Source organism: Aurantimonas coralicida DSM 14790, from assembly GCF_000421645.1.
GTDB classification, from domain to species: domain Bacteria; phylum Pseudomonadota; class Alphaproteobacteria; order Rhizobiales; family Rhizobiaceae; genus Aurantimonas; species Aurantimonas coralicida.
Genome location: NZ_ATXK01000002.1, coordinates 540,228 through 566,212 on the forward strand (window position 1 = coordinate 540,228; position 25,985 = coordinate 566,212).

The following is a 25,985-nucleotide window of genomic DNA, read 5'->3' on the forward strand; positions in this document are numbered from 1 at the left end:
GAGCGCGCGTCCCGGTGAGGCGTTCATGACCGGTGCTGCGGATCGTGCCTGGCGGATCGGCCTCGGCCTCGGCGCTGCCGGTATCCTCGTCGGCTTCCTCGCCGGTGCCTTCGTCGTGCTTCTCTTTGCGACCGGCGCCGTACCCGATTTTCGGGCGGTGGCCGGCGATCGCTATCTCCTCGGCGTCGTCCTGTTCACCCTCGAGCAGGCGGTGCTGTCGACCCTCCTGTCGGTGGTGGGCGCCATCCCGCTGGCACTGGCCCTGCATCGTGCCCGCTTTCCCGGTCGCCGTGCGGTGCTGCGCCTGTTTCTCCTGCCGCAGGTGCTGCCCGTGCTGGTCGGCGCGCTGGCGATCCTCACCATCTGGGGCCGCAACGGTCTCGTCTCCGATGCTTTCGCGGCGATCGGACTGGCGCGGCTCGACATCTATGGTCTCTCCGGCATCCTGATCGCCCATGTCTTCTTCAACCTGCCGCTGGCCGCCCGGCTGATGCTGGCCGGGCTCGATCGCGTGCCGGCCGAAAGCTGGAAGCTCGCCGGGCAATTGTCGCTGAGCCCGCTGGCCACGTTCCGGCTTGTCGAATGGCCGGCCCTGCGCGGTGCACTGCCGGCGGCCGCAAGCCTGATCTTCATGCTCTGCGTCACCAGCTTCACTCTGGTTCTGGTGCTGGGGGGCGGGCCCGGCGCCACGACGCTGGAAGTCGCGATCTACCAGTCGCTGCGCTACGACTTCGATCCCGGCCGTGCGATCACGCTGTCGCTCGTCCAGATCGGCCTGACAGCGATCGTCCTGTGGCTGGCGACCCGTCTCGGCGGCGATGTCGCCGCCGGTTTCGGCCTTGGCGGCCGCGCGCTGCGCTACGATCGCCGCAGTCCTGCGCGGGCCGCGGTGGACGCGCTCGTGCTGCTCCTCGGCATCGGCTTCGTCCTGGCGCCCTTCGTCGCGGTGGTGGTGCGCGGCCTGGAAGCGGACCTGGCGCGATTGCTGGCCGATCCGGCGGTCCATCGTGCGGCGATCACCAGCATCGTCATCGCGACGGCCGCCGCGCTTCTTGCGATGGCCGTCTCGCTGGCCATCGTCCTTGCCGTCGAGGCGCTGCGCAACGCGCCGGAGGACCGGCTGTCCCCACGCAGGCAGGCGCTCGGTGACGGGTTGGAGACGACGGCCAGTCTCGTGCTCGTTGTTCCCCCCATCGTGGTCGGGGCCGGCTGGTTCCTCGCGCTGCGGCAGGTCACCGACGTCTTTGCCGCTGCGCCCTATGTCGTGGTCGCCACCAACGCCGCCATGGCCGTGCCTTTCATCGTGCGCATCGTCGGGCCGGCGCTGGCGGCGGCCAACCAGGCGACTGGCCGGTTGGCCGACAGCCTCGGCCTTGCAGGTCTGTCGCGACTGCGGGTGGTGGACTGGCCGGTCTTGCGCGCGCCGGTTGCCCTCGGCTTTGCCTTCGCCCTGGCGATCTCGCTCGGCGATCTCGGCGCCATCGCCCTGTTCGGCAGCCAGGACCTGGTGACCTTGCCCTATCTCCTGCTGCAGCGCATGGGCAGCTATCGCACGGCCGACGCGGCCGGACTGGCGCTGCTCCTTGGCATCCTGTGCCTGTCGCTGATGGCCCTGGCCGAGCGCGGACTGACACGAAGGGACCATCCGGCATGAAGAAGGCCCTCGTCCTCGATGACGTCCGCTTTGCCCATGGCGGCAGCGAGATGCGCTTCGATCTTGCGGTGGAGGCTGGCGAATGGCTGGCGGTCATCGGTCCGAGCGGCGCCGGCAAGTCGACGCTGCTTGACCTCGTAGCGGGGTTCGCTGCGCCCTCCGCGGGCACGATCGCCGTCGACGGACGCGCGATGGCTGGTGTCGCGCCGGCGGAACGCCCGCTCAGCATCGTCTTCCAGGACAACAATCTGTTTCCCCATCTCGACGTCTTCCGCAATGTCGCCCTCGGCATCGCGCCCGATCTCCGGGTGGCTGCCGCGGACAGACGCCGCGTCGAGGCGGCTCTGGACGCGGTCGGGCTGGCGGGCTTCGGCAAGCGGCGCCCGGCCGAGATGTCGGGCGGCGAAAGGCAACGCGTGGCCTTGGCGCGGGTCTTTCTGCGCGATCGGCCGCTTCTCCTTCTCGACGAGCCCTTCGCCGCCCTTGGCCCTGCTCTTCGCCGCGAGATGCTGGCGATCCTGACCGAATTGCGGGTAGGGCGCGCGGATCCGCCGGCGATCGTCATGGTCACGCACCATCCCGAGGATGCTGTCGGCCACGCCGACCGGACGGCATTTCTCGACGCCGGCGAGATCGCGGCGATCGGGCCGACGCGCGCCCTGTTGGCCGGAGACGGCGATCCGCGGGTGGCGCGCTATCTCGGCACCGTCGCGCCTAGGGAACGACCTTGACCCCGACCGACAAGGGACCGGCCCGCTAACTTCGTGACTGACGTATTTCCGGCGGATTTTCCCGGTAGCGGACAGGGAAGGCACGAGGCAAGCGGCGGCGCTTTTTCGAAATCTGTTGCTGATCGATCCTAACCCGTGTGACAGCGGTTCGGATAAGCCTTGAGTCTCGGGAAGCGAAGCGGTTCTGTGGGGGCGACGATCGCAGCGATGGCAATGAACTCCGGTCCTGGTCGTGCGGGACGCCTTGTGCGCCGCATGATCGGCGGTGTCGCGCTCGGCGCGTTGCTGGCGACCGGCGCCTGCACCACGATCGAAGCGGGGCTGGATGGCCTGTCGCCTGCCAGCAGCAGCGTGCAGGCGGGATATGCTGCGACGCGTCGTCCGATTACCTTCGAAAACGTCCAGCGCAGCGATCCGCAATCGGTCATCGGACGCTCCCAGCACCCCAAAATCCTGGCGGCCTATGGCGGCGCCTATTCCGATCCCAAGCTGGAGCGCACGCTCGCCACCATCGTCGGCAAGCTGGCTGCCCAGACCGACGATCCGAACCGCGCCTACCGCATCACCATCCTGAACTCGCCCAACGTCAATGCCTTCGCGCTGCCGGGCGGCTACGTCTACATCACCCGTGGTCTCGTCGCCCTGGCCAACGATTCGGCCGAGGTGGCTGCGGTGATCGGCCACGAGATGGCGCATATTACCGCCAATCACGGCATCGAGCGCCAGCAGCGCGAGCAGGCCGCCGAGATTGCCAGCCGGGTCGTCAGCGAAGTGCTGGCGGGCGAGCCGGCCGGGCAGGTCGCCCTGGCGCGCGGCAAGCTGAGCCTTGCCCAGTTCTCGCGCCAGCAGGAGCTGCAGGCCGACATTCTCGGCATTCGCCACATCGCCAAGGCCGGTTTCGATCCGTTCGCCGCCGCGCGCTTCCTGCAGGCGATGGATTCCTATGCCAAGATCCGCACGGCCTTCCAGGCCGGCGATCCCGAGCTGGACTTCCTCTCTTCGCATCCGTCGGCGCCGCAACGCATCGATCTCGCCAACCGGCATGCGCGGGAATACGGCCAGCCGGGCACGGGGGCGACGGATCGCGATCGCTATCTGGCGGGCATCGACGGCATGCTGTTCGGCGATTCCGCCGTCGAAGGCTATGTCCGCGAGCAGCGCTTCTACCATCCCGGTCTCGGCATCACCTTCGAAGTGCCGAAGGGCTTCGTCATCGACAACACCGCCGAGGCCGTGCTGGCGAGCGGCCCCAACGACACCGCGATCCGGTTCGATGGCGTCGCATTGCCCAAGACCACCGGCCTCGTCGACTACGTCAACAGCGGCTGGATCGGCGGGCTCGACCCGTCGAGCATCCAGGCCTTCAAGATCGGCAATCTCGACGCGGTGTCGGCCCGGGCTGAGGGCGGCGAATATGTCTTCGACGTCACCGTGGTGCGGGTCGGCGGACAGGTCTATCGCTTTCTGACGGCCGTGCAGGCAAGTTCCGCGGGCACGGCGGCCGGGATCGCAGGGAAGGTGGCGAACTCGTTCCGGCTTCTCTCGACGGCCGAGAAGGAGAGCCTGAAGCCGCTGCGCATCCGGATCGTCACGGCATCGGCCGGCGACAGTACGGCTTCGCTGGCCGCCCGCATGGTTGGGGTTGAGGGCAAGACGGCGATGTTCCGGCTGCTCAACGATCTCGATGCGAATGAGAACGTGAAGCCCGGTACGCGGTACAAGATCGTCGCCGAGTAACCGGTCTCCCCCTGGCGCCAGACTGCGATCCAACGAAAAAGGGGCGCCCGATCGGGAGCCCCTTTTTCGTTGGAAGTGATGCTGGCGATCAGCTCACATAGGCACTGCGGTCGGCGTTGGTCTCGAGCAGCGCAGCGCGCAGCTTTTCCAGCGCACGGGTCTCGATCTGGCGCACCCGCTCCTTGGAGATGCCGAGCTTGGTGCCCAGCGCTTCCAGGGTGGCACCGTCGTCCTGCAGGCGGCGCTCGCGGATGATCTTCAGCTCGCGCTCGGACAGAACGTCGAGGGCACTGTGCAGCCAGGTGACGCGACGCTCGTCGTCGATCGACACGGAGACCATCTCGTCCGGCAGGGGCGAGTTCGACACGAGGAAATCCTGTCGGTCGGCGCTGCCAGATTCGTCTTCCATCAGGGGGGCGTTGAGGGAGGAATCAGGGCCGGACAGACGGGAATCCATCAGCGCCACGTCGCCTTCCGACACCTTCAGTGCCGTCGCGATTTCCTTGTACATGGCGCTGCCGGTCACGCCGCCGTCGGCGCCCTGGCTGAGCCGTGCCCGCAGCCGGCGCAGATTGAAGAAGAGAGCCTTCTGGGCCGAAGAGGTGCCGCCGCGAACGATCGACCAGTTGCGCAGGATGTAGTCCTGGATTGATGCCCGGATCCACCACGTCGCATAGGTGGAGAAGCGCACTTCCCGCTCCGGCTCGAACCGTGCCGCTGCCTCCAGAAGACCGACATGGCCTTCCTGGATGAGGTCGTTCATAGCGAGGCCGAAATGGCGGAACTTGGCGGCCATCGAGATGACGAGGCGCATATGGGCGGAGGTAATCTTGTGAAGGGCTTCCTGGTCGCGCTTTTCCTTCCAGCGCACCGCCAGTTCGTACTCTTCTTCGCGCTGCAGGTACGGGGCGGACATGGCCGCGCGGATCAGCGTACGGCGAGCGGACTGTGACTTCATCGGTTACCCTCCGGTCAAGCTTATGAGGCGCTGTGGCCTACCGAGCGAGGCTGCTTGCGGGTTCACGCGTCGGTGTTCATGAAACACGGATTGGCCGCAAACGTTCCCGGAGGGGAAAACTTTTTTGGCTTAGGTAGCGGGGGTGCCGTATTCGGCAAGGGAACCGGGCCGATGGCGGCCGGCGCGCAAGATCGCGCAAAGGCGATCAGGATCGCCGTGTGTGAAGCCTATGCCAGTTTGCACGCAGAGGCAACGATGGCGCTCGGGGCCCGGCGCCACAAGAAAGGCCGGCGCACCTTGCGGTGGCCGGCCCGGCTTCGTCCGTGGACGATAGTCATGTTCGAAGGCGGCCTCAGGCCGCCTTTTCCTGCTCGTCGGTCTCGCCGGTGGCAGCCGCCGGTGCATCGGCCTCGCCTTCGGCTTCCGCTTCTTCCTCACCCTTGGCGACGCGCTTCGGGCCCTTGTTGAGGTTGAGCTCGATCAGCTGCACCGCCTCGGTCTCGGAGACCTCGTTGACGGCCGCGAGTTCGCGGGCCATGCGGCCGAGCGCGGCTTCGTAGAGCTGGCGTTCGGAATAGGACTGCTCGGGCTGGCTGTCGGCGCGATAGAGGTCGCGGACCACTTCGGCGATCTGGATCAGGTCGCCCGAATTGATCTTGGCATCGTATTCCTGGGCGCGGCGGCTCCACATGGTCTTCTTCACGCGGGCGCGGCCCTGCACGACCTTCAGCGAGCGCTCGACGAAGTCCGTTTCAGAGAGTTTGCGCATGCCGACGGATTCGGCCTTGGCGACCGGGACCTTCAAGCGCATCTTGTCTTTCTCGAAGTCGATGACGAAGAGCTCGAGCTTCATGCCCGCTACTTCCTGCTCCTCGATCGCTACGATCTGGCCGACGCCATGAGCCGGATAGACGATGCTCTCTCCGGTCTTGAAACCCTGGCGGTTGGAAGCCTTCTTCTGACTGCTCATACGCTTTTTTAAACTCCCTGTTGTGCCTGGCCGCGGCAGCCGCTAGACACGGGTGGCGGCGCAGGCGCCGCCGTTTGCTTGGGGCCCGGTGGTACTTGCCGGACCGCAGTCGATCGGTGTAATCGCCTCCCGTGTTCCCGCATGAGCGCCGCATGGACCGAGCGGTCGCAAGCGGACGGACATTCTTCTCGGTAGGGAAGCATCCTTTTCGGACAGGCCCGAGAGCGCTGGACGGCGTCAAGAGCTGGCCATGAGGCCGACTGTGTGACGACCCTACACCAATCTGACGAAAAATTCAAGGTTTCTGCCACTTAGGCGGTCGTTCGTCGCGGCGCAGCATCCGCGCGGCGCGATTCGCGGCGTGCCACGTCGTACGGGTTCCATCCACCTGTCTGCGACGCAGGCAATCAGCGGGTGGGCGCGGCCTTCAGTTCCCCTTCGGCGAACCCGGTACCATGTGCACCTCCTGGCGAAAGTGCAGGTATTGCGGATCGAAGTCGCCGACATGGGCAAAGGCGGACCAGTCCTTGATCGTCATGCGGGAACGCTCCCGCTCGATCAGGTTCTCCGCTTTGAATTCCTGCAGCACCCGGTTCACCGTCACGACGGTGAGGCCAAGCGCATCGGCCAGTTCGTGCTGGGTCAACGGCAGATGATAGACGAGGTCCGGCGCAAGCTGCACGGCCCGTAACCTGACCGCGAGTTCGCAGAGAAGATGCGCCGTGCGGCTCTTGCCGGACAGGCGGCCGAGCCCGACGATCCATTCACGGAAGATCGCGCCGTCGATGAGTGTTTCGAGCCACAGGGCGGCGGCGACATTGGGCCGCTCCCGGCAGAGGTTCCAGACGGCCTTGTGAGACACGAACCCCACGCGCGACGGGGTGGTGGCCGCAAAACTGTGGTCCATCCGGCGGATATGCAAGCTGTGTAGGTCCGGAATATCACCCGGGACGTTGAAGGCGATGATCTGCCGGCGGCCATCGCGAATGTTGCGATAGCGATAGGTGAAGCCTTCGATGAGGATACAGCAATGGGAGACCGTCTCGCCCTCGCTGACGATATCCGTGTCGGCGGCGACGTCACGAACGGCGATGGGCAGGGCCGACAGCGCGGCGCGATCCTCGTCGTTCAATTCCGCGATCATGTCGAGGCGGGTGATCAGCTTTCGATGGGCGTCAGTCGCCAATGCACATCCTTCCATTCCGTCGAGAGTGAAGACGATGGCATTCCGCGCCACAGCCCCATTCCGCTTGACCGACACCTTCGGCATGACAGGCAAATGGTTTGCCTGCAAGACACGGCGCCCGCTGCCTGGGATGGTTGCATCATGCAATGGTGATGACGTGCGATCTACCCGTCTAGAGTAGGCAAATTGTTGCCCGGATACCGGACATTAACCGTTTCGAACAAAATTGCCGGCATAGTCGAACGAGTTCAATGATCCGATTGACCGAGCGCTGTGGCCCATCTTGACCTCATCCTAGTGCTGCTGAACGGGCTTGGCCTGATGGCGCTGATCGCTCTGGCGTTCGGTACCATCGAGCGCCTGATGTCGGACCCGGCGCTGAAGCGGTGGCTGCATGCGCCTGTGTTCGCGATGGGCACCGTCGCTTCGATGCTCTCTCCGGCGCATCTCGCCGACGGCATCATCGTCGATACGCGCTGCGTCATCGTCGCCTTGGCAGGAGCGTTCGTCGGCTGGCCCGCGGCGCTGGTGGCAGGTCTCGCCGGCGCGATCTACCGGATGGGGCTAGGCGGTGCCGGTGCGCCCGTCGGCGTCGCCACGATCGTGCTGGCCGCCGGCGTTGGGCTGATCTGGGGCCGACTGTACCGGCATGGCCAGACCGCGCGGCGTCGTCATCTCGTCGTGCTCGGCCTGCTCGTATCAGCTCATATCGGACTGTTCGTCCTGCTGCCGTTGCCAGATCCGCTGGGTTTCACCTTGAACCTGATCCCCTTCGTGGTGCCGACCTATGTCGCGGGCGTCTTCGTGATGGGGTCGATGATGCAGCGGGAGACCCGCATGATGCGGCGCGAACAGAGCCTCGAGGTGGATGCCTTCACCGATGCCCTGACTGGCCTTGCGAACCGTCGGGCCTACGACGCGCTGATCGCGGAGGAACTGGCACAAGGTCGCGGCGCGGATATCGGCGTGACGCTGCTCGTCGTGGATTTCGATCACTTCAAGCAGGTCAACGATACTTATGGACACGAGACCGGCGACGAGGCGTTGAAGGCCGTCAGCCGTATCCTGCGGTCCTGCGTACGCGAAGGCGACTATGTCTGCCGCCATGGCGGCGAGGAATTTACCGTGATCCTGCCGCAGACCGGACTGCCGCAAGGCCGGCGCACGGCCGAGCGCATTCGGCACGCCATCGAAGCGGCTCCGCTGATCGCCGGCGACCGGAACCTGTCGCTGACGGTCAGCATCGGCGTTGCCGGAGCGCCGCAGCATGGCGACGATCCGAACACGCTGTATCGTTGCGCCGATGCGGCGCTCTACGAAGCGAAAAGCGCAGGACGCGACCAGGTGGTTGTGTATGGGCGCCCTCAACTGCGCGAGATCGTGTCGCTCGACGAAACTAAGGTGCTGGCGCTCGCCAGCTGACGCATTCTCCTACTGACCACGGCCGGAAACGCGCGCGGACCCCTCAGCTTCGGGCGAGGGCGGCCTCGGCGAGGCGCTGCCAATAGCTGGCGCCGAAGACGAGAGCGTCGTCGGCGAAGTCATAGCTGGCGCTGTGCAGGCTGGCGCTGTCGCCATTGCCGATGAAAACATAGGCTCCGGGGCATTTCTCCAGCATGTAGGAAAAATCCTCGCCGGCCATCAACGGCGCCGCCGCTGAATCCACCGCATCGGCCCCGGCGATGTCGGCGGCGATCCCGGCGCAGAACTCGGCCTCCGCCGGATCGTTGATGGTGATCGGGTAATTGCGATCGTAGTCGACCCGCACATGCGCGCCATGGGCGGTGGCGATCCCCTGCGCGATCTCGCGGATCCGGGCTTCGGCGAGTTCCCGCAGTTCGAGCGACAGGGCCCGGACCGTTCCCGACACGACGGCCTCGTCCGGGATCACATTGTGGGCGAAGCCGGCATGGAACTGGGTGACGGAGACGACCAGCGACTGCAGCGGATCGGCATTTCGCGCGACGATCGCCTGCAGCCCCTGGACAATGGCCGCGCCGACGACGATCGGGTCGACTGCGCGATGGGGGAGGGCGGCATGGCCGCCGCGCCCGTCGACGGTGATCACGAACTCGTCCGTCGAGGCCATGATCGGGCCGCCCCGCATGCCGAACCGGCCGATCGGCATGCCCGGCAGATTGTGCATGCCGTAGACGCGGCTGAGCGGCAGCCGCTCGAACAGCCCGTCATCGATCATCGCCTTGGCCCCGGCGCCGCCTTCCTCTGCAGGCTGGAAGATCAGCGCCACGGTTCCGTCGAAGGCGCGTGTCTCGCAAAGGCTGCGGCCGGCGGCGAGCAGCATCGTCGTATGGCCGTCATGGCCGCAGGCATGCATCATGCCGGGCACCTTGGACGCGTAGGCGACGCCCGTCTCCTCGGTGATCGGTAGCGCGTCCATGTCGGCGCGAAGGCCGATCATCGGCCCGCCCGCACCGCTTCGGCCATGCACCAGACCCACGATACCCGTCCGGCCCATTCCGGTGATCACCTCGTCGCAGCCGAAGTCGCGCAGCTTGCCGGCAACGAACGCCGCGGTCTCGTGGACCTCGTAGAGCAGTTCGGGACGCTGGTGCAGGTGCTGGCGCCAGCCGGCGATCTCCGGTTGAGCATCCGCGATTCGGTTGTTGACAGGCATGGGCGACTTTCCGACTCTCTGGTTCGGACCTACAAGGGAATGTGAGGTCGATGCGTCAACCCGGCATTGCCATGCTTGGGACACAGCCCAAGCTTAGGCGCCCGTCTGCTTTATCGGATCGACGAAAAACGGCAGCCTGACCGCAATCAATGAAGGAATCCAGCGTGAAGACGCGCGCGTCCCGACCATTTCCCGTTTTTCCCCTCGTTTGCCTTCTGGCGCTTGTTTTTGCTGTCGTGCCCCTGGCCGGCGGGCCCGCACTGGCCCAGGCAGCGAAGGCCGACGCAGCCGCGACGGATACGGCGCCGCCAATGGCCTCGATCGTCGTGGACGTGGCGACGGGCAAGGTCCTGTCGCAGCAGCATGCGTCCGAACGGCGCTATCCGGCTTCGACGACGAAGCTGATGACGGCCTATCTGGCGCTGAAGGCGCTTCGCGAATCCCGGCTGTCCCTCGACTCGCCGGTGATCGTCACGCGCCGCTCCGCTGCTGAAGCTCCCAGCAAGATGGGATTCAAGCCGGGCTCGGTGATCCGTCTGGACTTCGCCCTGCGGATGATGCTCGTGAAGTCGGCCAACGACATTGCCTATGCCATCGGCGAGACGGTTGGCGGATCGATGGAAGAGTTCGTCACGATGATGAACGATGCCGCCGCGCAACTCGGCATGCAGGACACCCGTTTCATCAACGCCAATGGCCTGCCGGGGGAAGGGCAACATACCTCCGCCAAGGATCTCGCCATTCTGGGTGTTGCGATCCGCCGCGAATTTCCAGCCTTCGCCGATTATTTCGGTACGGAGGCGATCTCCAACGGCACTGCGATCCTGAAGAACGGCAACAAGTTGCTCGGTCGCTTCGACGGCGCCGATGGCATGAAGACCGGTTACATCTGCGCCTCGGGCTTTAATCTCGTGTCGTCTGCGACCCGCAACGGCCGCACGCTCGTGGCGGTGGTGATCGGCGCGAACGGCACCATTCCGCGCGAGCGGTTGTCGGCCGAAATCCTCGAGGCGGGCTTTGCAACCGATCCCGCCTCCGTCGACATTCGGGTGGACGAATTGCCGGTCGCATCCAGCACCGAGCCGCTGGATGTCTCCGATTACATCTGCTCGGCGGAAGGTCGTACGGCGCGGGCCAACGAGCGTGTGGAGGAACGCGACCGCGAGCAGACCTTCGGCTCGCCCTACCTGCGTGATCTTGACCGCTCGCCGGTGGTCTTCCGAGTCGCCCTCGGTGGCGCCGCCGGCAACGCTATTGCCGAGCCCGGCATCTCGATCATCTCCGCCTATGGCATTCCGCTGCCGACCCCACGCCCCGACTATACGCCGGCGCCGGCCGCCGAAGTCGATGCGACGCCGCAAGTGCCGGCACCGACCGATGCGCCCGTGCCAGCGGCACCCTCCGGGGAGGCAGTCGAGACGGAGGAAAAGGAAGTAGTCGTCGAAGCCACCGGCTCGGGGGATGTCGACGGGCGCGCCACGGATCTGGGCATCGATCGGGACGGCAAGACCTCACGGCTCGCCATCCGGCGCGACGACGCTGGCGATCTGCGCAAGGCGACGACGGCGCCGGTGCCGAGCGCCGCAGAACGGCCGGCAAACTGACCCGCGCCCCGATCCGCCTCACCGTCCTCACCGGCTTCCTCGGCTCCGGCAAGACGACGCTACTCAACCGCCTGCTTGCCGAGCCGGCGGTCACGAACACGGCCGTCGTGGTCAACGAATTCGGCGAGGCGGGCATCGACCAGCTTCTGATCGAGACCGAGTCCAGCGATGGTGTGATCGAACTGTCGGACGGATGCCTGTGCTGCAGCGTGCGCGGCGAACTCGTCGAGACCCTCATCCAACTGGCGGAGCGTCCCCGATCCGACCGAGAACCGCCTCTTGAGCGGGTGATCGTCGAGACGACGGGGCTTGCGGACCCGGCACCGATCCTGGCGTCGCTGATGGCGCAGCCGGCGCTCCTTAAGGCTTACGTTCTCGATGGCGTGATCGCAGTGGTGGATTGCCTTGCCGGAAGCCGCAATCTTGCCGAGCGCAGTGAAGCGCGCCGGCAGGTCGCCATCGCCGACCGCGTCGTCGTCACCAAGGCCGACCTTGCCGACCAGGGCGCACGGTCCGCACTCGATGCGGCCGTGCGGGGGCTGAATTCCGGAGCCGGACTGGTCGAGGCCGGCGATGGCCTGCCCCTGGCCGACCGGCTCTTGCATTGCGGCCTCTACGATCCGTCCACCGGCGTGGTGGATGCAAGGCGCTGGCTGGGGCTCGCAGATGATGCCGAAGCCCGGTCGGAGGCGAATTGTGATGGCGTGCACGCGGACCATGCACACCACGCAGGGCATCACCACCATGGCCCAGGTCACGAACATGCGGGCGACAGCCATCACCATGGCAGCGTCCGGTCGTTTTCGCTGGTGGAATCAAACCCCGTCGCCTGGGAAGCGGTCGAGGCGTTTCTCGACCTGCTGCGCGCCACGCAGGGCGAGCATATCCTTCGGATGAAGGCGATCGTCCATCTGCGCGAAGCCTCGGATCGCCCCGTCGTCCTGCATGGTGTTCGCGAGTACCAGCATCCCCCGGCGCAACTTGCCGCCTGGCCGCAGGGGACCCGCCGCGAGACGCGCATCGTGCTCATCGGTGATGCGTTGCCCGAAAATTATGTCCGCGATCTCTTCGCCGCCTTCACCGGCGGCGCGCGCGTCGACGCGCCCGACCGCACGGCCCTGGAAGACAACCCGCTGGCGGTGCCGGGCTACAGCTTTCCCTGAGTGGCTCGTTCACCAACCACCTTGCAGCGGAAGCGGCTGTGCAGGGAAGCCAAGCCGGTCCGATCTTCTTTCGCGGTGGCCGCGATCCTATCTGGGGGCGGTGCCTGAAACCCCGTCCCTGCAATGAAGGTCCGACATGAGCGAGTATGCGATCGATCCCCAGATCATCGTCGATTTCTGGCGAGACGCCGGGCCTGAGCGGTGGTTCGCCAAGAGCGATGCCTTCGATGCGACGATCCGGCAGCGTTTTGGCGATATCTACGAGCAGGCGGCAGCGGGCGACCGCGATGCCTGGATCGAAGAGCCTACTGGGGCTTTGGCGCTGGTCATTCTGCTGGACCAGTTTCCGCGCAACATCTTCCGCAATTCGCCGCAGGCCTTCGCCACCGATGCCAAGGCGCTGGCGATCTCCCGAACGGCGCTTGCCCGTGGCGACGACCGGATTGTGGGCGAGGATCTGAACGCGTTCCTCGCGATGCCGCTGATGCATTCGGAGAATCTCGCGGATCAGGAAGCCTGCGTGGAGTGGATGGAAACCATCGGCGGGGCGGGCAACCGCAAGGCCGCTGCCGAGCATCGCGACATCATCGCGCGTTTCGGCCGATTTCCGCACCGAAATGCCGTCCTGGGGCGCCAATCCACCCCCGAAGAGCTCGAGTTTCTTGCCTCCGGAGGATTTTCCGGCTGATTCCGGGTGAAGTCCGTACTTTTTTAAAGTCCTCGGCATATGCCTTGTTAAGCCCCTCCCGCTACTTTGTAGCCGACTACGCATGATGCGTGGCCAGCGGATCAGGCAGGGGCTGCTGAAGGTGACCCATGGTAGCCAAACCCTCGATGAGTGATCTCATCGGCGGACTCCCGCCGATGGCCTCGGTCGTGCCGCTGCACGAGGGCCCGGTGAATGCGACTCCCGAACTCGATCTGACGGTTCCGTTCGGCCGCGTCTCGCGCCATTTGTCGATCTATGCACCGAATGCAGTTTTCGGCCTGATCGACGAACTGGCCCATCTGTCGCGGCGCGCGATCGAAGCCAACGTGTTCTTCGACCCGCAGTTTCTCGCACCGGCCATGCCGCGTCTCGACGACCGCAAGGTGCGTCTCATGGTCGTGCGCGACGAGAAGGGCAGCCGCAGCCGGCTTCGCCTGCTGATGCCTTTCTCGGTCGAACGGTCGGCCTTTATTGGCGGCGTCGCGACGATCCGTGCCTGGACGCATCCCTTCGGTCCTCTGGGAACGCTGCCGGTGGACGGCGACGATCCCGCCGGCACGCTGTCGAATTTCCTGTCCACCCTGACCGCCCCCGAACTCGGCCTGCCCGACGTGCTCGTCATTCCGGACGTGCGCATCGACGGATCAATGGCGACGACACTGCTCGCCGCCGCCGCGAAAGCTGGTCTGCCGACGGCCGTCGCCAACCGCGTGTCCCGCGCAGCGCTGATCAAGAGCGCCGATACCGTTCGGCCAAGTCCGCTCTCCGGCCGCCGCCGCCGGGAACTCGCCCGCCAGACCCGTCGTCTGTCGGCAACCGGTCCGGTGTCGCTGGAGACTGCCCGGCAACCCGACGACGTGCGGCTGGCGCTGGAGGATTTCTTCTCGCTCGAGGCAAGCGGATGGAAGGGCCGTGCGCGGACTGCGCTGATCATCGACCGCTACCGGTCCGCCTTCGCCCGCGAGGCGATCAACGCGCTCGCACAGGACGACCGAGTCAGGATCTATACGCTGAAGACAGGCAGTCGCCCCGTGGCGAGCCTCGTCGTGCTCGTCGACCGCGGACAGGCCTACACCTGGAAGACCGCTTATGACGAGGCTTTCGCCGCCACGTCTCCGGGCCAGCAGATCGTCGCCGCCGCGACGCAGGCATTGCTCGCCGATCCCGCCGTTGAGCGTGCCGATTCCTGCACCGTCCCCGACCATTTCGTGATGAACCGCTTCTGGCCCGATCGCATCGCGGTGGGCACGATCGTCGTTGGCTTGACCCAGGAAACCGGGGGGCGTGTCGACAAGGTCGCCCGGGGGTTGGCCTCCATGCGCCGCTCGCGCAATCTCGCGCGCATCATGCGCCAGCGCGTGCAGGGGATGCTGTCCTTCCGCTGACCGGCCTTCAGGCTGCGCTCGCCTTCGCCGCGCCCTGCGCTTCGCGCGCGGCACGATCGCGGAATTCACGCCGCACGATCTTGCCGCTGGTCGTCAGCGGCATCGCGTCGACGAAGGCGATTTCCCGGGGATATTCGTGGGCTGACAGCCGCTCGCGCACATGGAGCTGGATCGTACGGGCGAGATCGTCGCCGGGCTCATGGCCGTCCGCGGGAACGATGTAGGCCTTCACGATCTCGGTGCGCAGCGGATCCGGCTTTCCCACGACGGCTGCCATGTGGACGGCCGGATGGGCGAGCAGGCAATTCTCGACCTCTCCCGGTCCGATCCGGTAGCCGGCGGAGGTGATGATGTCGTCGTCGCGCCCGACGAATTCGACATAGCCGTCCGCGTCCATCTGTCCCTGATCGCCGGTCAGGAGCCAGTCTCCGCGAAATTTCTCGCTCGTCGCCTTCGGGTTTTGCCAGTAGCCGAGAAACATGACCGGGTCGGGCGCGGCGATCGCAATCGTGCCGGTGACGCCACGGGGCACTTCCCGGCCGTCCGCATCGACGATCGCCACCTTGTGGCCGGGCACTGGCTTGCCGATGGCCCCGGCGCGGGAGACGCCGAAGGCGGCCGCCGATCCCAGCACCATGTTGCACTCGGTCTGGCCGTAGAATTCATTGACGGTAACACCGAGAACGTCACGCGCCCAGACGAAGGTGTCGGCGGGCAGCGTCTCGCCGGCCGAGCCGACCGTGCGCAGATCGAGCCCGGCGAGCGCCTCAGCATTTGCAGCGCCCTTCATCATCCGCAGCGCCGTCGCCGGCAGGAACGCGTTGCGCACCTTCTGTCGGACCATCAGCGTGAAGGCCGCGGCCGGGTCGAAGCGTTCGCGCGAATAGACGACCGGTACGCCGAGCAGCAGGGACGGGAGCAGCGCGTTGAGAAGACCGCCGGCCCAGGCCCAGTCGGCGGGCGTCCACATCCGGTCGCCGGCCTGCGGCATGTTCTCATGGTGAAAGCGCATGCCCGGCAAATGGCCGAGAAGCACCCGGTGCCCGTGCAAGGCGCCCTTCGGGGAGCCGGTTGTGCCGGAGGTGAAGATGATCATCGCCGGATCGTCCGGTGTGGTCTCGGCAATGGCCGCCATGCCCGCCGCCGCGCGTTCGAGATCGCCGAGTTCAGGCAGGTCGCCTCGGGTCGCCCCGACGGTGACGATGTCGGTGAGATCGGGCAGGGCCCCGGTGATCTCCTCCAGGACCGGCAGGCCGTTCGCGTCGATCACCACCAGCTTCGCGCTGCTGGCACGCAGCCGGAACTCCAGCGCCTCGGGTCCGAAGCGCAGCGCCAGCGGCACGGCGATGGCGCCGAGGCGGTAGACGGCCAGATGGACAATCACCGTCTCGAAGCTCTGCGGCAGGACGATCGCCACTCGGTCGCCGCGCGTCACGCCGCGCGCTGCGAAGGCGGCGGCCAGCCGCGCCGAGCGCCGCGCCAACTCGCCATAGCTCATCGTCGCCGCCGGCTCGGCACCGCGATCCTCGATCAGGCAGATTCGATCCGGTTCGTCGCGGGCCCAGGCATCGGCACAGGCCTCGGCGATGTTGAACCTGGCCGGCAAGTCCCAGTGGAACCCGGAATACAGAAGATCGTAGGGGGTGTCGGTGGTCGTCATGGCGTTCCGAGACTGTGCCGGAACATTGGTGCCCCTGGCCGGGATCGAACCAGCACTCCTTGCGGAACGCGATTTTGAGTCGCGCGCGTCTACCAATTCCGCCACAGGGGCGAACGGTTCAGATCCGTTCGTTGGCGGACTATAGCCGCGGCGCCCTTCGGGTCAATGGTCCGCGCATCGGCTTTCGCTGTCCGTTGCGTTCGCCTGCCGATCGTCCTATGCGGGCGACAGGGTCAGCCCCGTTTTGCTTCCACGGACATCCGCCATGCTCCGCCGCCTCTATGACTGGGTCATGTCGCTTGCCGCGACCCGCCATGCCGAGCGCGGCCTGGCCGCCGTCTCCTTCATCGAAAGCTCCGTTTTCCCGATCCCCCCGGATGCGCTGCTGATTCCGATGGTCATCGCCCGGCCACGCAGCTGGGTGCGGATCGGGCTCATCTGCACCGTCGCATCGGTGCTGGGCGCGTTTCTCGGCTATGCCATAGGCGCCCTGTTCTTCGACCTGATCGGCCAGCCCATTCTGGAGATCTATGGCAAGGCCGACGCCTTCGCCGAACTCAGCGCCCGCTACAACGCATGGGGCGGCTGGGCCGTGCTCTTCGCAGCGCTGACGCCGTTTCCCTACAAGGTGCTGACCATCTTCTCCGGCGTCACCGGGCTGAACCTCGTCACCTTCACGATCGTCTCGATTGTCGGTCGCGGCCTCCGTTTCTTCTTCGTGGCCTGGCTGTTGCAGCGCTTCGGCGCCCCAATTCAGGGCTTCATTGAGAAGAATCTCGGGCTGCTCTTTACCCTCTTCATGATCCTTCTGTTCGGTGGCTTCGTCGCCGTTCGCTATATGATGTAACGGATGATGGCATGGCACTGACTGACCGCTTCCAGCGCCCGACCGGCTTTCGACAGACGCTGGCTTCCGGCTTCCTCCTCGCCGGGACCGCGATCACGGTCGGCACGGCGCTGCTGTTCCAGTATGTCGGCGGCTACATTCCCTGCGCGCTGTGCCTGCAGCAGCGCATTCCCTACTATGTGGCGATCCCGCTGGCGCTGGTCGCCTTCGTGGCGGCTGCGGGCCGCGCACCGGCGCTGCTGACCCGGCTGCTTCTCCTGGCGATCGGCGTGATCATGCTGGTGTCGCTGTATCTCGGCGTCTTCCATGCCGGTGTCGAATGGGGCTACTGGCCCGGCCCGACGGACTGCGCGCAGGTTGGCGGCGGTGATCTGGGCGGCGGGGACCTCCTGTCGGCGATCGACGCCATCCGGCCGCCGTCCTGCGACGAGGCGGCGGGACGCTTCCTCGGCCTGTCCTTCGCCGGCTGGAATGCCATTGCCTCGGCCCTCTTTGCCGCCGTCGCGCTGCGCAGCGCGGTTGCCAAGGCCGATCGCTTCGCCTGAAGCATCCGCCGGGCCTGGCGGACCGGCGCTCCCCTGAAAGCGAAGCATGTCGACGCTGTTCCTCACCCTGTGGCCGCTCTTTGCCCTGATCCTGGCGGGCCTGGGCTTCCGCCGCTCCGGCTTTCCGGGCGAGGGCTTCTGGCCCGCCGCCGAGAAGCTCAACTACTTCGTGCTGTTTCCGGCGCTGCTGTTCTCCAGTCTCGCCAACGCACCGCTGGCCGATCCGTCGATCCTCAAGCTGGCCGGCGCGATCTTCGCGGTGCTGGTCGCCGCATCGCTTGTCATGCTCGCCTTGCGCCGGGTCTTCGCCTGGCCAGCCGCGCGCTACGGGCCGATCGTCCAGGGCATCACTCGGTTCAATACATATCTCGGCCTTGCCATGGTCGCGAGCCTCTATGGTCCCGACGGCTTGGCCCGTGCTGCGGTCATCCTCGCGGTCATGGTGCCGACGGTGAACGTCCTCTCGGTGATTGCGCTGACATCGGAGCGCCATACCAGCGCGCGCGAACTGGTCATGCCGGTCCTCCGCAATCCGCTGATCCTCGCCTGCCTCGCCGGCGCGGTCGTGGCGGCGCTCGGCCTCGGCATGCCCTTCGGTATCGATCGGCTGCTCGGTCTCATGTCTGCGGCCAGCCTGCCGCTCGGCCTGCTTTGCGTGGGGGCTGCCCTCAAGTTGAAGGCCGCGCGGGCCGAGACGACCATCCTGACCGTCAACAGTCTGGCACGACTGATCGCCATGCCGCTGCTGGCCTTCGCCGTCGCCCGGCTGATGGCGCTGCCGCCCCTCGACGGCGCGCTCCTGGTGATCTTCTTTGCCCTGCCGACCGCGCCGACGTCCTACGTGCTGACGACCCAGCTGAAGGGCGACGCGACGCTGATGGCGGGGCTGGTCACGTTGCAGACGCTGCTTGCCGCCGCCAGCCTGCCGCTGGTCCTGGCGCTGCTCATCTGACCGGGCCGGCCGTTCTGCCGGCCATGTCGGCCGTGGCCATTGCCGCCGCCGCCGCATAGCCGCCTGCCGCGCCGTCGACGAAATGGACGTGGTCGCTGCGGCTTGCGGAGGGGACGAAGCAGGTCATCAGCGCCGCGGCTTGACGATGCGTTCCGGTCCGCGCGAGCCCCGCCGCACGGGCATCACGCAGCCGCGCCTCGATCCGATCGGCCACTGCGGCGGTGCAGTCGAGGGTCATGCGCAAGCCGTCGTCGAATTTGCGGAAATCGCTGTTGCGCGCCAGTTCCGACCGATAGCGCGCCGGATCGAAGGCCCCGACCCGCGTGCCGGTCACGAAGCTGAGATGCGACAGCAACGTGCGGATGCCGACGGAGAGCCGGGACGCCCAGAGCGGAAGCCCGGTCATCGCCTTGCGCACTTCCGCCTCGATGGGAAGTCCCGCTGGCGGCCAGTGCAGTTCCGGCCCCTCCGGCGGCACGGGATTGCCGTCATGCCCCTCTTCGACGCCGAGCTCCAGGATGTTGCGCGCGAGAGCCGCGAAGGCATCGGGGGACGCATCCGGTCTCGGCAACAGAACCACCGACAGGATGAGGTCCCGGCGCGCCGGAATCTCGGAGAAGCGGCAGGACAGGCCGGCGAGGTCCGGGCGGGCCGTCGCCCCGTCTTCCGGTTCGATCCGGAATGCCCCGGCCTTCATCTGCCGTTCGGCCCAGGCGAGCCCACCGCCGGCGAACATCGCATAGGACACGTCGGGCGAGGGGGCGAAGCGGGCGATCTGCACGTCACGGCCGTTGTCGCGGATCGTCGCGACCGGCACCATCGCCACCCGCAAGGAGAGGCCAAAGGCACTCTGCGCCCAGCCCGCGACGGATGCGAGCGCGGCCCTGCCGATCTCGGCCTGTGCGGCAGGCAGGGCGAAGCCGGCACCGTCGCCGCCGAAGACGAAGGGGAATTCGCGGCCATGAAGGCCGTTCGCCACCGCCGCGATCACCGCCGCCGCGACCGTGTTCACGCGCTTGTAGCCGCCCGAACTGACGGCGTCGGTCGAGCGGACGATGTCGGCAACGCCGACGACCCAGTCTACCGGGAGAGGGCGATAGGCGCTGGCATCGCCGAGGCCGAGAATGCTGCTGGAAACGGGAAGGGCTTCGTAGAAGGCAAGGTCGGTGGACGCTGTGCCGCCGTCATCTGGTCCCGTCGCGCCCATCCCGATTCCTTGCCCCTTCCCACGGGGCTGCTGCCCGTCAGGCAATCATCTAGGGCGCAGTGACCAGAGCCGTCCACGACCGCGCGCGCAAAACCGCGTGACGGGATGGCCGCGAACGTTTGGGTCGGCGGTCCGCCTTCGGCAGTGCGCAGTCGCCGGCGAGCGGCCTATTCGGGATCGAGCTCGGAATCCCAGTAGAGATAGTCGAGCCAGCTCTCGTGCAGGAAGTTCGGAGGGAACAGCCGGCCATTGTTGTGCAGGTCGTGGACGCTCGGCTGGAAGGGCGTCTGGTGAGGGAACATCCGGGCGGCTTTCGGCATCAGGCCGCCCTTCTTCAGATTGCAGGGCGAACAGGCCGCCACGACGTTTTCCCAGGTGGTCAGGCCGCCGCGCGAACGCGGAATGACGTGGTCGAAGGTGAGTTCGTGGGGCGAGCCGCAATACTGGCACTGGAAGCGGTCGCGCAGGAAGACGTTGAAGCGGGTGAAGGCCGGATAGCGTGCCGGCTTGATGTAGGTCTTGAGGCAGACGACCGAGGGCAGGCGCATCGAATAGGTCGGGCTATGCACCGCACGATCGTATTCGGCGAGGATGGTCACCCTGTCGAGAAACACCGCCTTCACCGCGTCCTGCCAGGACCAGAGGGACAGAGGATAATAGCTGAGCGGCCGGAAGTCGGCGTTCAGAACGAGGGTGGGGGATAAGTCCTGAGTAACCGCGATCGTCACAGGTAGTCTTCCTACCTCCCATCGAGAAAAACCAAGCTGGTGCGAGTATCGTGCGCCATCGTGTCGGGTTTGTGAAGCCTCGTCCCGCAGGGGACGGCGGCGTCGTCAGGCCGGCATTGCAGCCCCTTGCCGGCGGACGCGACGGAAGATCTGTGGATAAATGCCGCAGCGCGTTACGTCAGCTGGTGGGCGCCGCCTCGCGCCGGGTGATCGCCGCGTAATAGGCCCAGAACAGCCGCGCTGCGACCGAGCGCCACGGCGCCCAGGGCAGGGCGAGCTCAGCCGATTGCCGGGCGCTCGGGCGGGTGTCGTGTTTGAAGGCGTGCGCCAGGGCCACCTGCAGCGCCAGGTCGCCCGAGGGGAAGATGTCGGGATGGCCGGCGCAGAAGAGGAGGTAGCATTCGGCCGTCCAGGGGCCGATGCCGCTGACCGCCACCAGCTCGGCGATCGCGGCGGCGGCCGGCGCGGCGTCCAGCCGGGCGAAGTCGAGGACGCCGCCATGGACTGCTTCGGCGACGGTCCGCATCGTCCGCTGCTTGGGACGTGACAGGCCGGCGCGGCGGTAGGCCGCGTCGTCGGCCGACAGGAAGGCCTGCGGATCGGCGATGTCGAACGCGCTCTCCAGCCGGGCGAAGATCGCCTCGGCGCTGGCGCGGGATACCTGCTGGGCGACGACGATGCGGGCAAGACCCGGCAGGCCGCCGGGATCGCGGCGCAGCGGCAGCGGTCCGGCGACCGCGGCAATGGCGCCGAGCCGCGGATCGGCGCACAGCAACGCGGCCAGACCCGCTGCGACATCGGCGTCGCTGCGAATGATCCCTGCCTTGCCTGGCACATCCTGCGGCCGCATGGTCTCGCCCGTCTGTCATGGTGCTTGCCAAAAGCGACCGTAGAAGTCGCGCCAGACGAGAGGAAGCCGATTCGATGCAGCCAGCGCCAGCCGTTTTCCGATTTGCCCCGAGCCCGAATGGCGAGCTGCATCTCGGCCATGCCTATTCGGTGCTGGTCAATCACCAGATGGCGCGGGAAGCGGGCGGCGAGTTCCTGCTGCGCATCGAGGATATCGACCAGGCCCGCTGCACCCGCGAATACGAACGCCAGATCGAAGACGACCTCGCCTTTCTGGGCGTCGACTGGGACGCGCCGCCGCGCCGCCAGTCGGAGCATTTTGCCGACTACGCCGCCGCGCTGGAAGCGCTGGCCGATGCCGAGCTGATCTATCCGGGCTTCATGTCGCGCGGCGAGATCCGGGCCTTTGCCCAGCGCTACGAAGACGACGAAGCGACGCCCTGGCCGCGCGATCCGGACGGGGCGCCGCTCTATCCGGCGCTCGACCGTGACCTGTCGAGCCGCCAGCGCGAGCGGAAAATGCGCGACGGCGAGCGCTTTGCCTGGCGGCTGGACACGGCCAAGGCGGTCGCCACGCTGGGCACGCTGACCTTCGCGGAAACCGGCCTTGCGCCTGAAGCGGGTGGCGGCGAAGTCGTGGCGCAGCCGCTGGAATGGGGCGACGTGGTGCTCGGCCGCGTGGAGACGCCGACGAGCTACCATCTGTCGGTGGTGGTCGACGACGCGGTTCAGGGCGTGACCCATGTGGTGCGCGGCCGCGACCTGTTCCCGGCGACCAGCATCCACCGCCTCTTGCAGGCGCTGCTCGGCCTGCCGGTGCCGCGCTACCACCATCACGAGCTGATCCTGGGGCCCGACGGGCGCAAGCTGTCGAAAAGCGCCGGCGACACCGCGATCCGCGCCTTGCGCGAGGCCGGGCTCGGCGCCGAGGACATTCGCCGCATGGTCGGCCTGCCGGCTGCGCCGCCGGCCCATGACGTCGGCCGGTCGGCCAGACGCTCCGGCTAGCGGCCCCGCGCTTGCCGGCCCGCGGACATCCCGGCGCTGCGTCGGCGCCCGAGCGCAAACACCGCCGGCGCGATTTCGTCATCCCGCCTGACGGTTCCGCCTTTCGGCGCGACCGTGGCCCTGCTAACCAGTGGCCGATCCCCATGACAAGAAGGCCGACCCGCCCGTGCAAAGGCTGCTTCCATTCTTTCCGGTCGTCTTCGTCCTGCTCTGGTCGACCGGCTTCATCGGCGCGCGCTATGCGATGCCCTATGCCGAGCCCTTCACCTTTCTGAGCCTGCGCTATGCGCTGGCGCTGGCGATCCTCGGCACGCTGGTGGTCGCCATGCGGGCACCCTGGCCGGGCCGCTGGCCGGCCATGCACGCGATGATCGCCGGCAGCCTGATCCACGGCGTCTATCTCGGCGGCGTATTCTTCGCCGTTCGCCATGGCCTGAACGCCGGCATCGCGGCGCTGATCGTCGGGCTGCAGCCGATCCTGACGACGATCCTGGCCGCCAGCTTCCTCGGCGAGCGGGTCCGGCCGCGCCACATTATGGGCCTCGGCCTCGGCCTTCTCGGCGTCGCGCTGGTGATCCTGCCCAAGCTCGACGGCGACGGCGCCTATGGCGTCCTGACGCTCGGCCCGGTGTTCCTGTCGGCGATCGCCATCTCGGTCGGCTCGGTCTGGCAAAAGCGCTTCGTCGGCGGCGTCGACCTTCGCACCGGCACGGCCCTGCAATATCTCGGCGCCTTCGTGCCGACGCTGATCCTCGCCATGACCGTCGAGACCATGGACGTGACATGGTCGGGCGAACTGGTCTTCGCGCTGGCCTGGCTGACCATCGTCCTGTCGATCGGGGCGGTGTTCCTGCTGCTCTTCCTGATCCGCGAGGGCGCCGTCTCCTCGGTCGCCTCGCTGATGTATCTGGTGCCGGGCGTCACGGCGGTGACGGCCTGGCTCCTGTTCGGCGAGACGCTGACGGCGATCCAGCTCGCCGGGCTGGTGCTGGCCGGCGTCGGCGTCGCCGCCGCCACCCGCGGCGGGCGGGCCCGGGCGATTTCCAAGAGCGTCTGAGACGCCTGAGGCGCGCACGGCCCGAAGCGCCCGCACAAACCGGCCCGGCCCAACCGGCCCGGAGGCTGCGACCGATCGCCGGGGCCGCCGCCCTTCGCCTCGGCGGGCGGCATGCCTATATGAGACCCGCACACACGCAAACCGAACCGCCACAAGGGCCGGCATGTCCGACTTCCTCACCTATATCGCCCTGGCCGTCATGATCGCGACGGCCGGCGTCCTGATCGCCGGCCTGTTCAACATGATGAAGGGCGGCGACGGCAATCGCTCGCAACGGCTGATGCGCGCCCGCGTCATGCTGCAGGGCGTCGCCGTGATCCTCATCGTCGGCGTGCTGCTGCTCGCCCGCTAGCCGCTCCCATCGCCAGGCAGCAATCCCCGGACGGACGCACGCGCCCCGGCCGCTGTTGCCCCGCGCCCATGCGGCCGCGGCCTCGCGCCCGGACGGGCCGAAGGGATGGAGCAGGCAACGGGACGCCGGAGGCGAACCCCTCGACGGTTTAATGTCATGCGGTTCGCCTCCGGCATCCCGCGCGGCGTCTTGAGCAACCCTTCGGCACGGGACCCGCAAGGGCGATCCGTGGCTGCCGGCTCTTCACGCCCGAAGGCGCTCAAGCGGACCGTTCCGCAGCCCCCTCGTAATGGGGGACGGTCCGGCGGTGCGAAGGGCCGTCCGGGCCGGGGCTTCTCCGGAAGAAGCCCCGTCGCGGACGCCGCCCGCCAGCCCCCGAACGATCCCGGTGATCATTCGCGCCCGTTCCGCGGGCCAGCGGTCAGGGCAGTATGGGGGAGGGGCGAGGGGTGGGGATAAGTTTGGTCCTCAGCAGTTAAAACTGCTAACTCGACTTCTTCAGCGACGAGAACATCGACTGAAGGTCATCGTTGGTAAATGATCCGCTCGAGATTGGTCGCTGGCTTTGAAAATCCGCTCCTGTTTGCGGACGGACATCTTCTTCCCATTGGCTTCTGAGATCTTCTTCGTATTGTATAGCTGAAATCCGCTCCTCAAACTCACTTTCCTTTAAGTAATCTACTGGCGCTGAGGTGAAGCTTTTGATGCTTGCGATGTGTTCCAGCCATCCTCCGATTACCTCCTCTGGATCGTCGTCGTGACCAATAGCGTCCATGTCGAGTATATCCACCGCATCAACAGCAGCTTGCACGAAATTATCAAATAACACTTCCGGAATTTCTATTTGAGAAGATTGGAGGTAGGACGCGAGTGTCGCGAGCTCTTCAAGCTCGATTTCGTGATTCCGTTCGGGGTCTAGGTACCTAGAAAGCTCCATACGGAGGTATCTGGCATAGGCCCGCGCGTGGGGCAGATACCTAAATTTCCCCTCCTCAAATGCTTCGATCAGAGAAGGGAGATAGGGCTCATTAATCCAGAAAAGACTTCTAGAGCAGATCCGGCCTATTCCGGTTCATAGCCGGCAGCGGCGAAATAGTTGGCGCATTCGTCTGGCTTGAAGAGCGGGATGACGGCGCCGACTGCATCCCATAGCCCGTCGACTGTCCTTTCGGCCTTTGATCTCATCACCGCCTTGAGCTTGGAGAAGGCCATTTCGATCGGGTTGAAGTCGGGACTGTAGGGCGGCAGGTAGCGCAACTCGGCGCCGGCCTGCTCGATCGCGAGGCGGACGCCTTCGGCCTTGTGCGCGGGCAGGTTATCCATGATCACGATGTCGCCCGGGGTGAGCGTCGGCACGAGCACCTGATCGACATAGGCTCGAAAGGCGATGCCGTTCATGGCACCGTCGAGGACCATCGGCGCGGTCATGCCGGTCAGGCGCAGAGCACCGGTGAAGGTCGTCGTCTTCCAGTGGCCGTGAGGAACCCCGGCCCGGCAACGTTCACCGCGAGGAGCCCGTCCACGCAGGCGGGTCATCTTCGTCGATAGGCCTGTTTCGTCGACGAACACCAGGCGGGCCGGATCAAGATCGAGCTGGTCGTCGAACCACGCCTGACGCCGCTTCAGGAGCTCGGCGCGCTCCTGCTCCAATGCATGTGCGGTCTTTTTTTGAACGTCCAGCCACGACGGCGGAGCCAGACGCTCAAGGCGCTGCGACCGATCCGGACATCCGCCTCCGCATCGAGACGGCTCACCATCTCGTCGAGCGTGATGTCCTTCTGCTCCTCGATCATTCCGACGATGAAGGCTTCGTGCGGATCGAGGCTCGACCCACGCTGCCAGCCCTGTCGCCGGGCCGTCCGTTCGCCGATCCTGGCTCTCCCAATCCACCGGATCGCGGTCGATATGCCGATCCCGAACCGGGCGGCGGCCTGCCGTGCAGATATCCCGTCCGACGACGCCTTCAAAACCCGTGACCGCAGATCCTCGCTCAACGCTCTGGCCATCATCCACCTCCATCGAGGTAGAAGTTGAACCAGACGTCGGGC

At 66.6% G+C, this 25,985-nt stretch carries 24 protein-coding genes and 1 tRNA gene; 14 read left to right on the forward strand and 11 right to left on the reverse strand.

Annotated elements, in window-relative coordinates; translation table 11 throughout:
- Positions 1 to 25 precede the first annotated feature (25 nt).
- The 3 genes from thiP to H536_RS0107185 all read left to right on the forward strand — a co-directional run bounded on the left by thiP (position 26) and on the right by H536_RS0107185 (position 4,122).
- Positions 26 to 1,654: a thiamine/thiamine pyrophosphate ABC transporter permease gene (gene thiP / locus H536_RS0107175; RefSeq protein WP_024349821.1), complete on the forward strand. Its 1,629-nt coding sequence runs from the start codon at positions 26 to 28 to the stop codon at positions 1,652 to 1,654.
- Positions 1,651 to 2,385 (forward strand): thiamine ABC transporter ATP-binding protein, encoded by a 735-nt coding sequence (gene thiQ, locus H536_RS0107180; protein ID WP_024349822.1) that lies wholly within the window; start codon positions 1,651 to 1,653, stop codon positions 2,383 to 2,385. Before thiP ends, thiQ begins: the two co-directional genes overlap by 4 nt.
- 213 nt (positions 2,386 to 2,598) lie before the next feature.
- Complete coding sequence (locus H536_RS0107185; RefSeq protein ID WP_051141551.1) at positions 2,599 to 4,122, forward strand: M48 family metalloprotease; 1,524 nt, start codon at positions 2,599 to 2,601, stop codon at positions 4,120 to 4,122.
- Positions 4,123 to 4,210: 88 nt separating this feature from the next.
- On the opposite strand, the gene H536_RS0107190 is transcribed toward H536_RS0107185, so the two are convergent.
- From H536_RS0107190 to H536_RS0107200, 3 genes are all read right to left on the reverse strand, one after another.
- Positions 4,211 to 5,080, reverse strand: a complete 870-nt coding sequence (locus H536_RS0107190) for an RNA polymerase factor sigma-32 (RefSeq protein ID WP_009210780.1) — start codon at positions 5,078 to 5,080, stop codon at positions 4,211 to 4,213.
- 352 nt (positions 5,081 to 5,432) lie between these two features.
- Positions 5,433 to 6,050 carry a CarD family transcriptional regulator gene (locus H536_RS0107195; RefSeq protein WP_024349824.1) on the reverse strand — a complete coding sequence of 206 codons (618 nt, stop codon included), beginning with the start codon at positions 6,048 to 6,050 and terminating at the stop codon, positions 5,433 to 5,435.
- 427 nt (positions 6,051 to 6,477) lie between these two features.
- Positions 6,478 to 7,383, reverse strand: coding sequence for a Crp/Fnr family transcriptional regulator (locus tag H536_RS0107200; protein WP_244495377.1), 906 nt, complete (start codon positions 7,381 to 7,383; stop codon positions 6,478 to 6,480).
- Between the two features lie 174 nt (positions 7,384 to 7,557).
- Between H536_RS0107200 and H536_RS0107205 the strand changes: the two genes are divergently transcribed.
- Positions 7,558 to 8,658 carry a GGDEF domain-containing protein gene (locus H536_RS0107205; RefSeq protein ID WP_155898414.1) on the forward strand — a complete coding sequence of 367 codons (1,101 nt, stop codon included), beginning with the start codon at positions 7,558 to 7,560 and terminating at the stop codon, positions 8,656 to 8,658.
- Positions 8,659 to 8,701: 43 nt separating this feature from the next.
- Here H536_RS0107205 and H536_RS0107210 read toward each other — a convergent pair whose 3' ends face one another.
- Positions 8,702 to 9,871, reverse strand: coding sequence for a M20 aminoacylase family protein (locus tag H536_RS0107210; protein WP_024349827.1), 1,170 nt, complete (start codon positions 9,869 to 9,871; stop codon positions 8,702 to 8,704).
- 311 nt (positions 9,872 to 10,182) lie between these two features.
- Between H536_RS0107210 and H536_RS22450 the strand changes: the two genes are divergently transcribed.
- The 4 genes from H536_RS22450 (at position 10,183) to H536_RS0107230 (ending at position 14,732) form a co-directional block, all read left to right on the forward strand.
- Complete coding sequence (locus H536_RS22450) at positions 10,183 to 11,475, forward strand: D-alanyl-D-alanine carboxypeptidase family protein (RefSeq protein ID WP_244495378.1); 1,293 nt, start codon at positions 10,183 to 10,185, stop codon at positions 11,473 to 11,475.
- Between the two features lie 11 nt (positions 11,476 to 11,486).
- Entirely contained in the window at positions 11,487 to 12,638 is a 1,152-nt protein-coding gene (locus H536_RS0107220) for a CobW family GTP-binding protein (RefSeq protein WP_483294824.1), read from the forward strand.
- Positions 12,639 to 12,774: 136 nt separating this feature from the next.
- On the forward strand, positions 12,775 to 13,326 hold the full coding sequence (locus H536_RS0107225; RefSeq protein WP_024349830.1) for a DUF924 family protein: 552 nt from the start codon (positions 12,775 to 12,777) through the stop codon (positions 13,324 to 13,326).
- 128 nt (positions 13,327 to 13,454) lie between these two features.
- Entirely contained in the window at positions 13,455 to 14,732 is a 1,278-nt protein-coding gene (locus tag H536_RS0107230; protein WP_024349831.1) for a GNAT family N-acetyltransferase, read from the forward strand.
- Between the two features lie 7 nt (positions 14,733 to 14,739).
- Here the strand turns inward: H536_RS0107230 and H536_RS0107235 are convergent, their stop codons facing one another.
- Positions 14,740 to 16,392, reverse strand: a complete 1,653-nt coding sequence (locus tag H536_RS0107235; RefSeq protein ID WP_024349832.1) for an AMP-binding protein — start codon at positions 16,390 to 16,392, stop codon at positions 14,740 to 14,742.
- A gap of 26 nt (positions 16,393 to 16,418) precedes the next feature.
- Positions 16,419 to 16,503, reverse strand: a tRNA-Leu gene (locus tag H536_RS0107240).
- A 154-nt stretch (positions 16,504 to 16,657) separates the two neighbouring features.
- Here H536_RS0107240 and H536_RS0107245 point away from each other — a divergent pair.
- From H536_RS0107245 to H536_RS0107255, 3 genes are read left to right on the forward strand one after another with little or no spacing between them, the layout of a single operon-like run.
- The gene (locus H536_RS0107245) at positions 16,658 to 17,239 is read left to right on the forward strand and encodes a YqaA family protein (protein WP_024349833.1); all 582 of its coding nucleotides are present in this window, start codon (positions 16,658 to 16,660) and stop codon (positions 17,237 to 17,239) included.
- A gap of 11 nt (positions 17,240 to 17,250) precedes the next feature.
- On the forward strand, positions 17,251 to 17,784 hold the full coding sequence (locus H536_RS0107250) for a disulfide bond formation protein B (protein ID WP_009210769.1): 534 nt from the start codon (positions 17,251 to 17,253) through the stop codon (positions 17,782 to 17,784).
- A gap of 46 nt (positions 17,785 to 17,830) precedes the next feature.
- Positions 17,831 to 18,736 (forward strand): AEC family transporter, encoded by a 906-nt coding sequence (locus H536_RS0107255; RefSeq protein WP_024349834.1) that lies wholly within the window; start codon positions 17,831 to 17,833, stop codon positions 18,734 to 18,736.
- On the opposite strand, the gene H536_RS0107260 is transcribed toward H536_RS0107255, so the two are convergent.
- The 3 genes from H536_RS0107260 to H536_RS0107270 form a co-directional block, all read right to left on the reverse strand.
- Positions 18,729 to 19,943, reverse strand: coding sequence for a DUF3095 domain-containing protein (locus H536_RS0107260; RefSeq protein ID WP_024349835.1), 1,215 nt, complete (start codon positions 19,941 to 19,943; stop codon positions 18,729 to 18,731). The genes H536_RS0107255 and H536_RS0107260 overlap by 8 nt on opposite strands.
- Before the next feature lie 167 nt (positions 19,944 to 20,110).
- Positions 20,111 to 20,671, reverse strand: a complete 561-nt coding sequence (locus H536_RS0107265; RefSeq protein ID WP_009210766.1) for an HNH endonuclease — start codon at positions 20,669 to 20,671, stop codon at positions 20,111 to 20,113.
- A 178-nt stretch (positions 20,672 to 20,849) separates the two neighbouring features.
- The gene (locus tag H536_RS0107270) at positions 20,850 to 21,521 is read right to left on the reverse strand and encodes a DNA-3-methyladenine glycosylase family protein (RefSeq protein ID WP_155898415.1); all 672 of its coding nucleotides are present in this window, start codon (positions 21,519 to 21,521) and stop codon (positions 20,850 to 20,852) included.
- Between the two features lie 74 nt (positions 21,522 to 21,595).
- Here H536_RS0107270 and gluQRS point away from each other — a divergent pair, with 74 nt between their 5' ends.
- The 3 genes from gluQRS (at position 21,596) to H536_RS0107285 (ending at position 23,937) form a co-directional block, all read left to right on the forward strand.
- Positions 21,596 to 22,528 carry a tRNA glutamyl-Q(34) synthetase GluQRS gene (gene gluQRS / locus H536_RS0107275; RefSeq protein WP_024349837.1) on the forward strand — a complete coding sequence of 311 codons (933 nt, stop codon included), beginning with the start codon at positions 21,596 to 21,598 and terminating at the stop codon, positions 22,526 to 22,528.
- Between the two features lie 166 nt (positions 22,529 to 22,694).
- A complete protein-coding gene (locus H536_RS0107280; protein ID WP_024349838.1) occupies positions 22,695 to 23,585 on the forward strand; it encodes a DMT family transporter in 891 nt (296 codons plus the stop codon).
- A gap of 163 nt (positions 23,586 to 23,748) precedes the next feature.
- On the forward strand, positions 23,749 to 23,937 hold the full coding sequence (locus tag H536_RS0107285; protein ID WP_024349839.1) for a twin transmembrane helix small protein: 189 nt from the start codon (positions 23,749 to 23,751) through the stop codon (positions 23,935 to 23,937).
- Between the two features lie 484 nt (positions 23,938 to 24,421).
- Here H536_RS0107285 and H536_RS24290 read toward each other — a convergent pair whose 3' ends face one another.
- Positions 24,422 to 24,874 (reverse strand): hypothetical protein, encoded by a 453-nt coding sequence (locus tag H536_RS24290; protein ID WP_060576837.1) that lies wholly within the window; start codon positions 24,872 to 24,874, stop codon positions 24,422 to 24,424.
- A gap of 125 nt (positions 24,875 to 24,999) precedes the next feature.
- A protein-coding gene (locus H536_RS23650; RefSeq protein WP_244495380.1) for an IS630 family transposase occupies positions 25,000 to 25,943 on the reverse strand; the annotation gives its coding sequence in 2 pieces (ribosomal slippage) (positions 25,000 to 25,607 and positions 25,607 to 25,943; 945 coding nt in all).
- Positions 25,944 to 25,985: the final 42 nt, after the last annotated feature.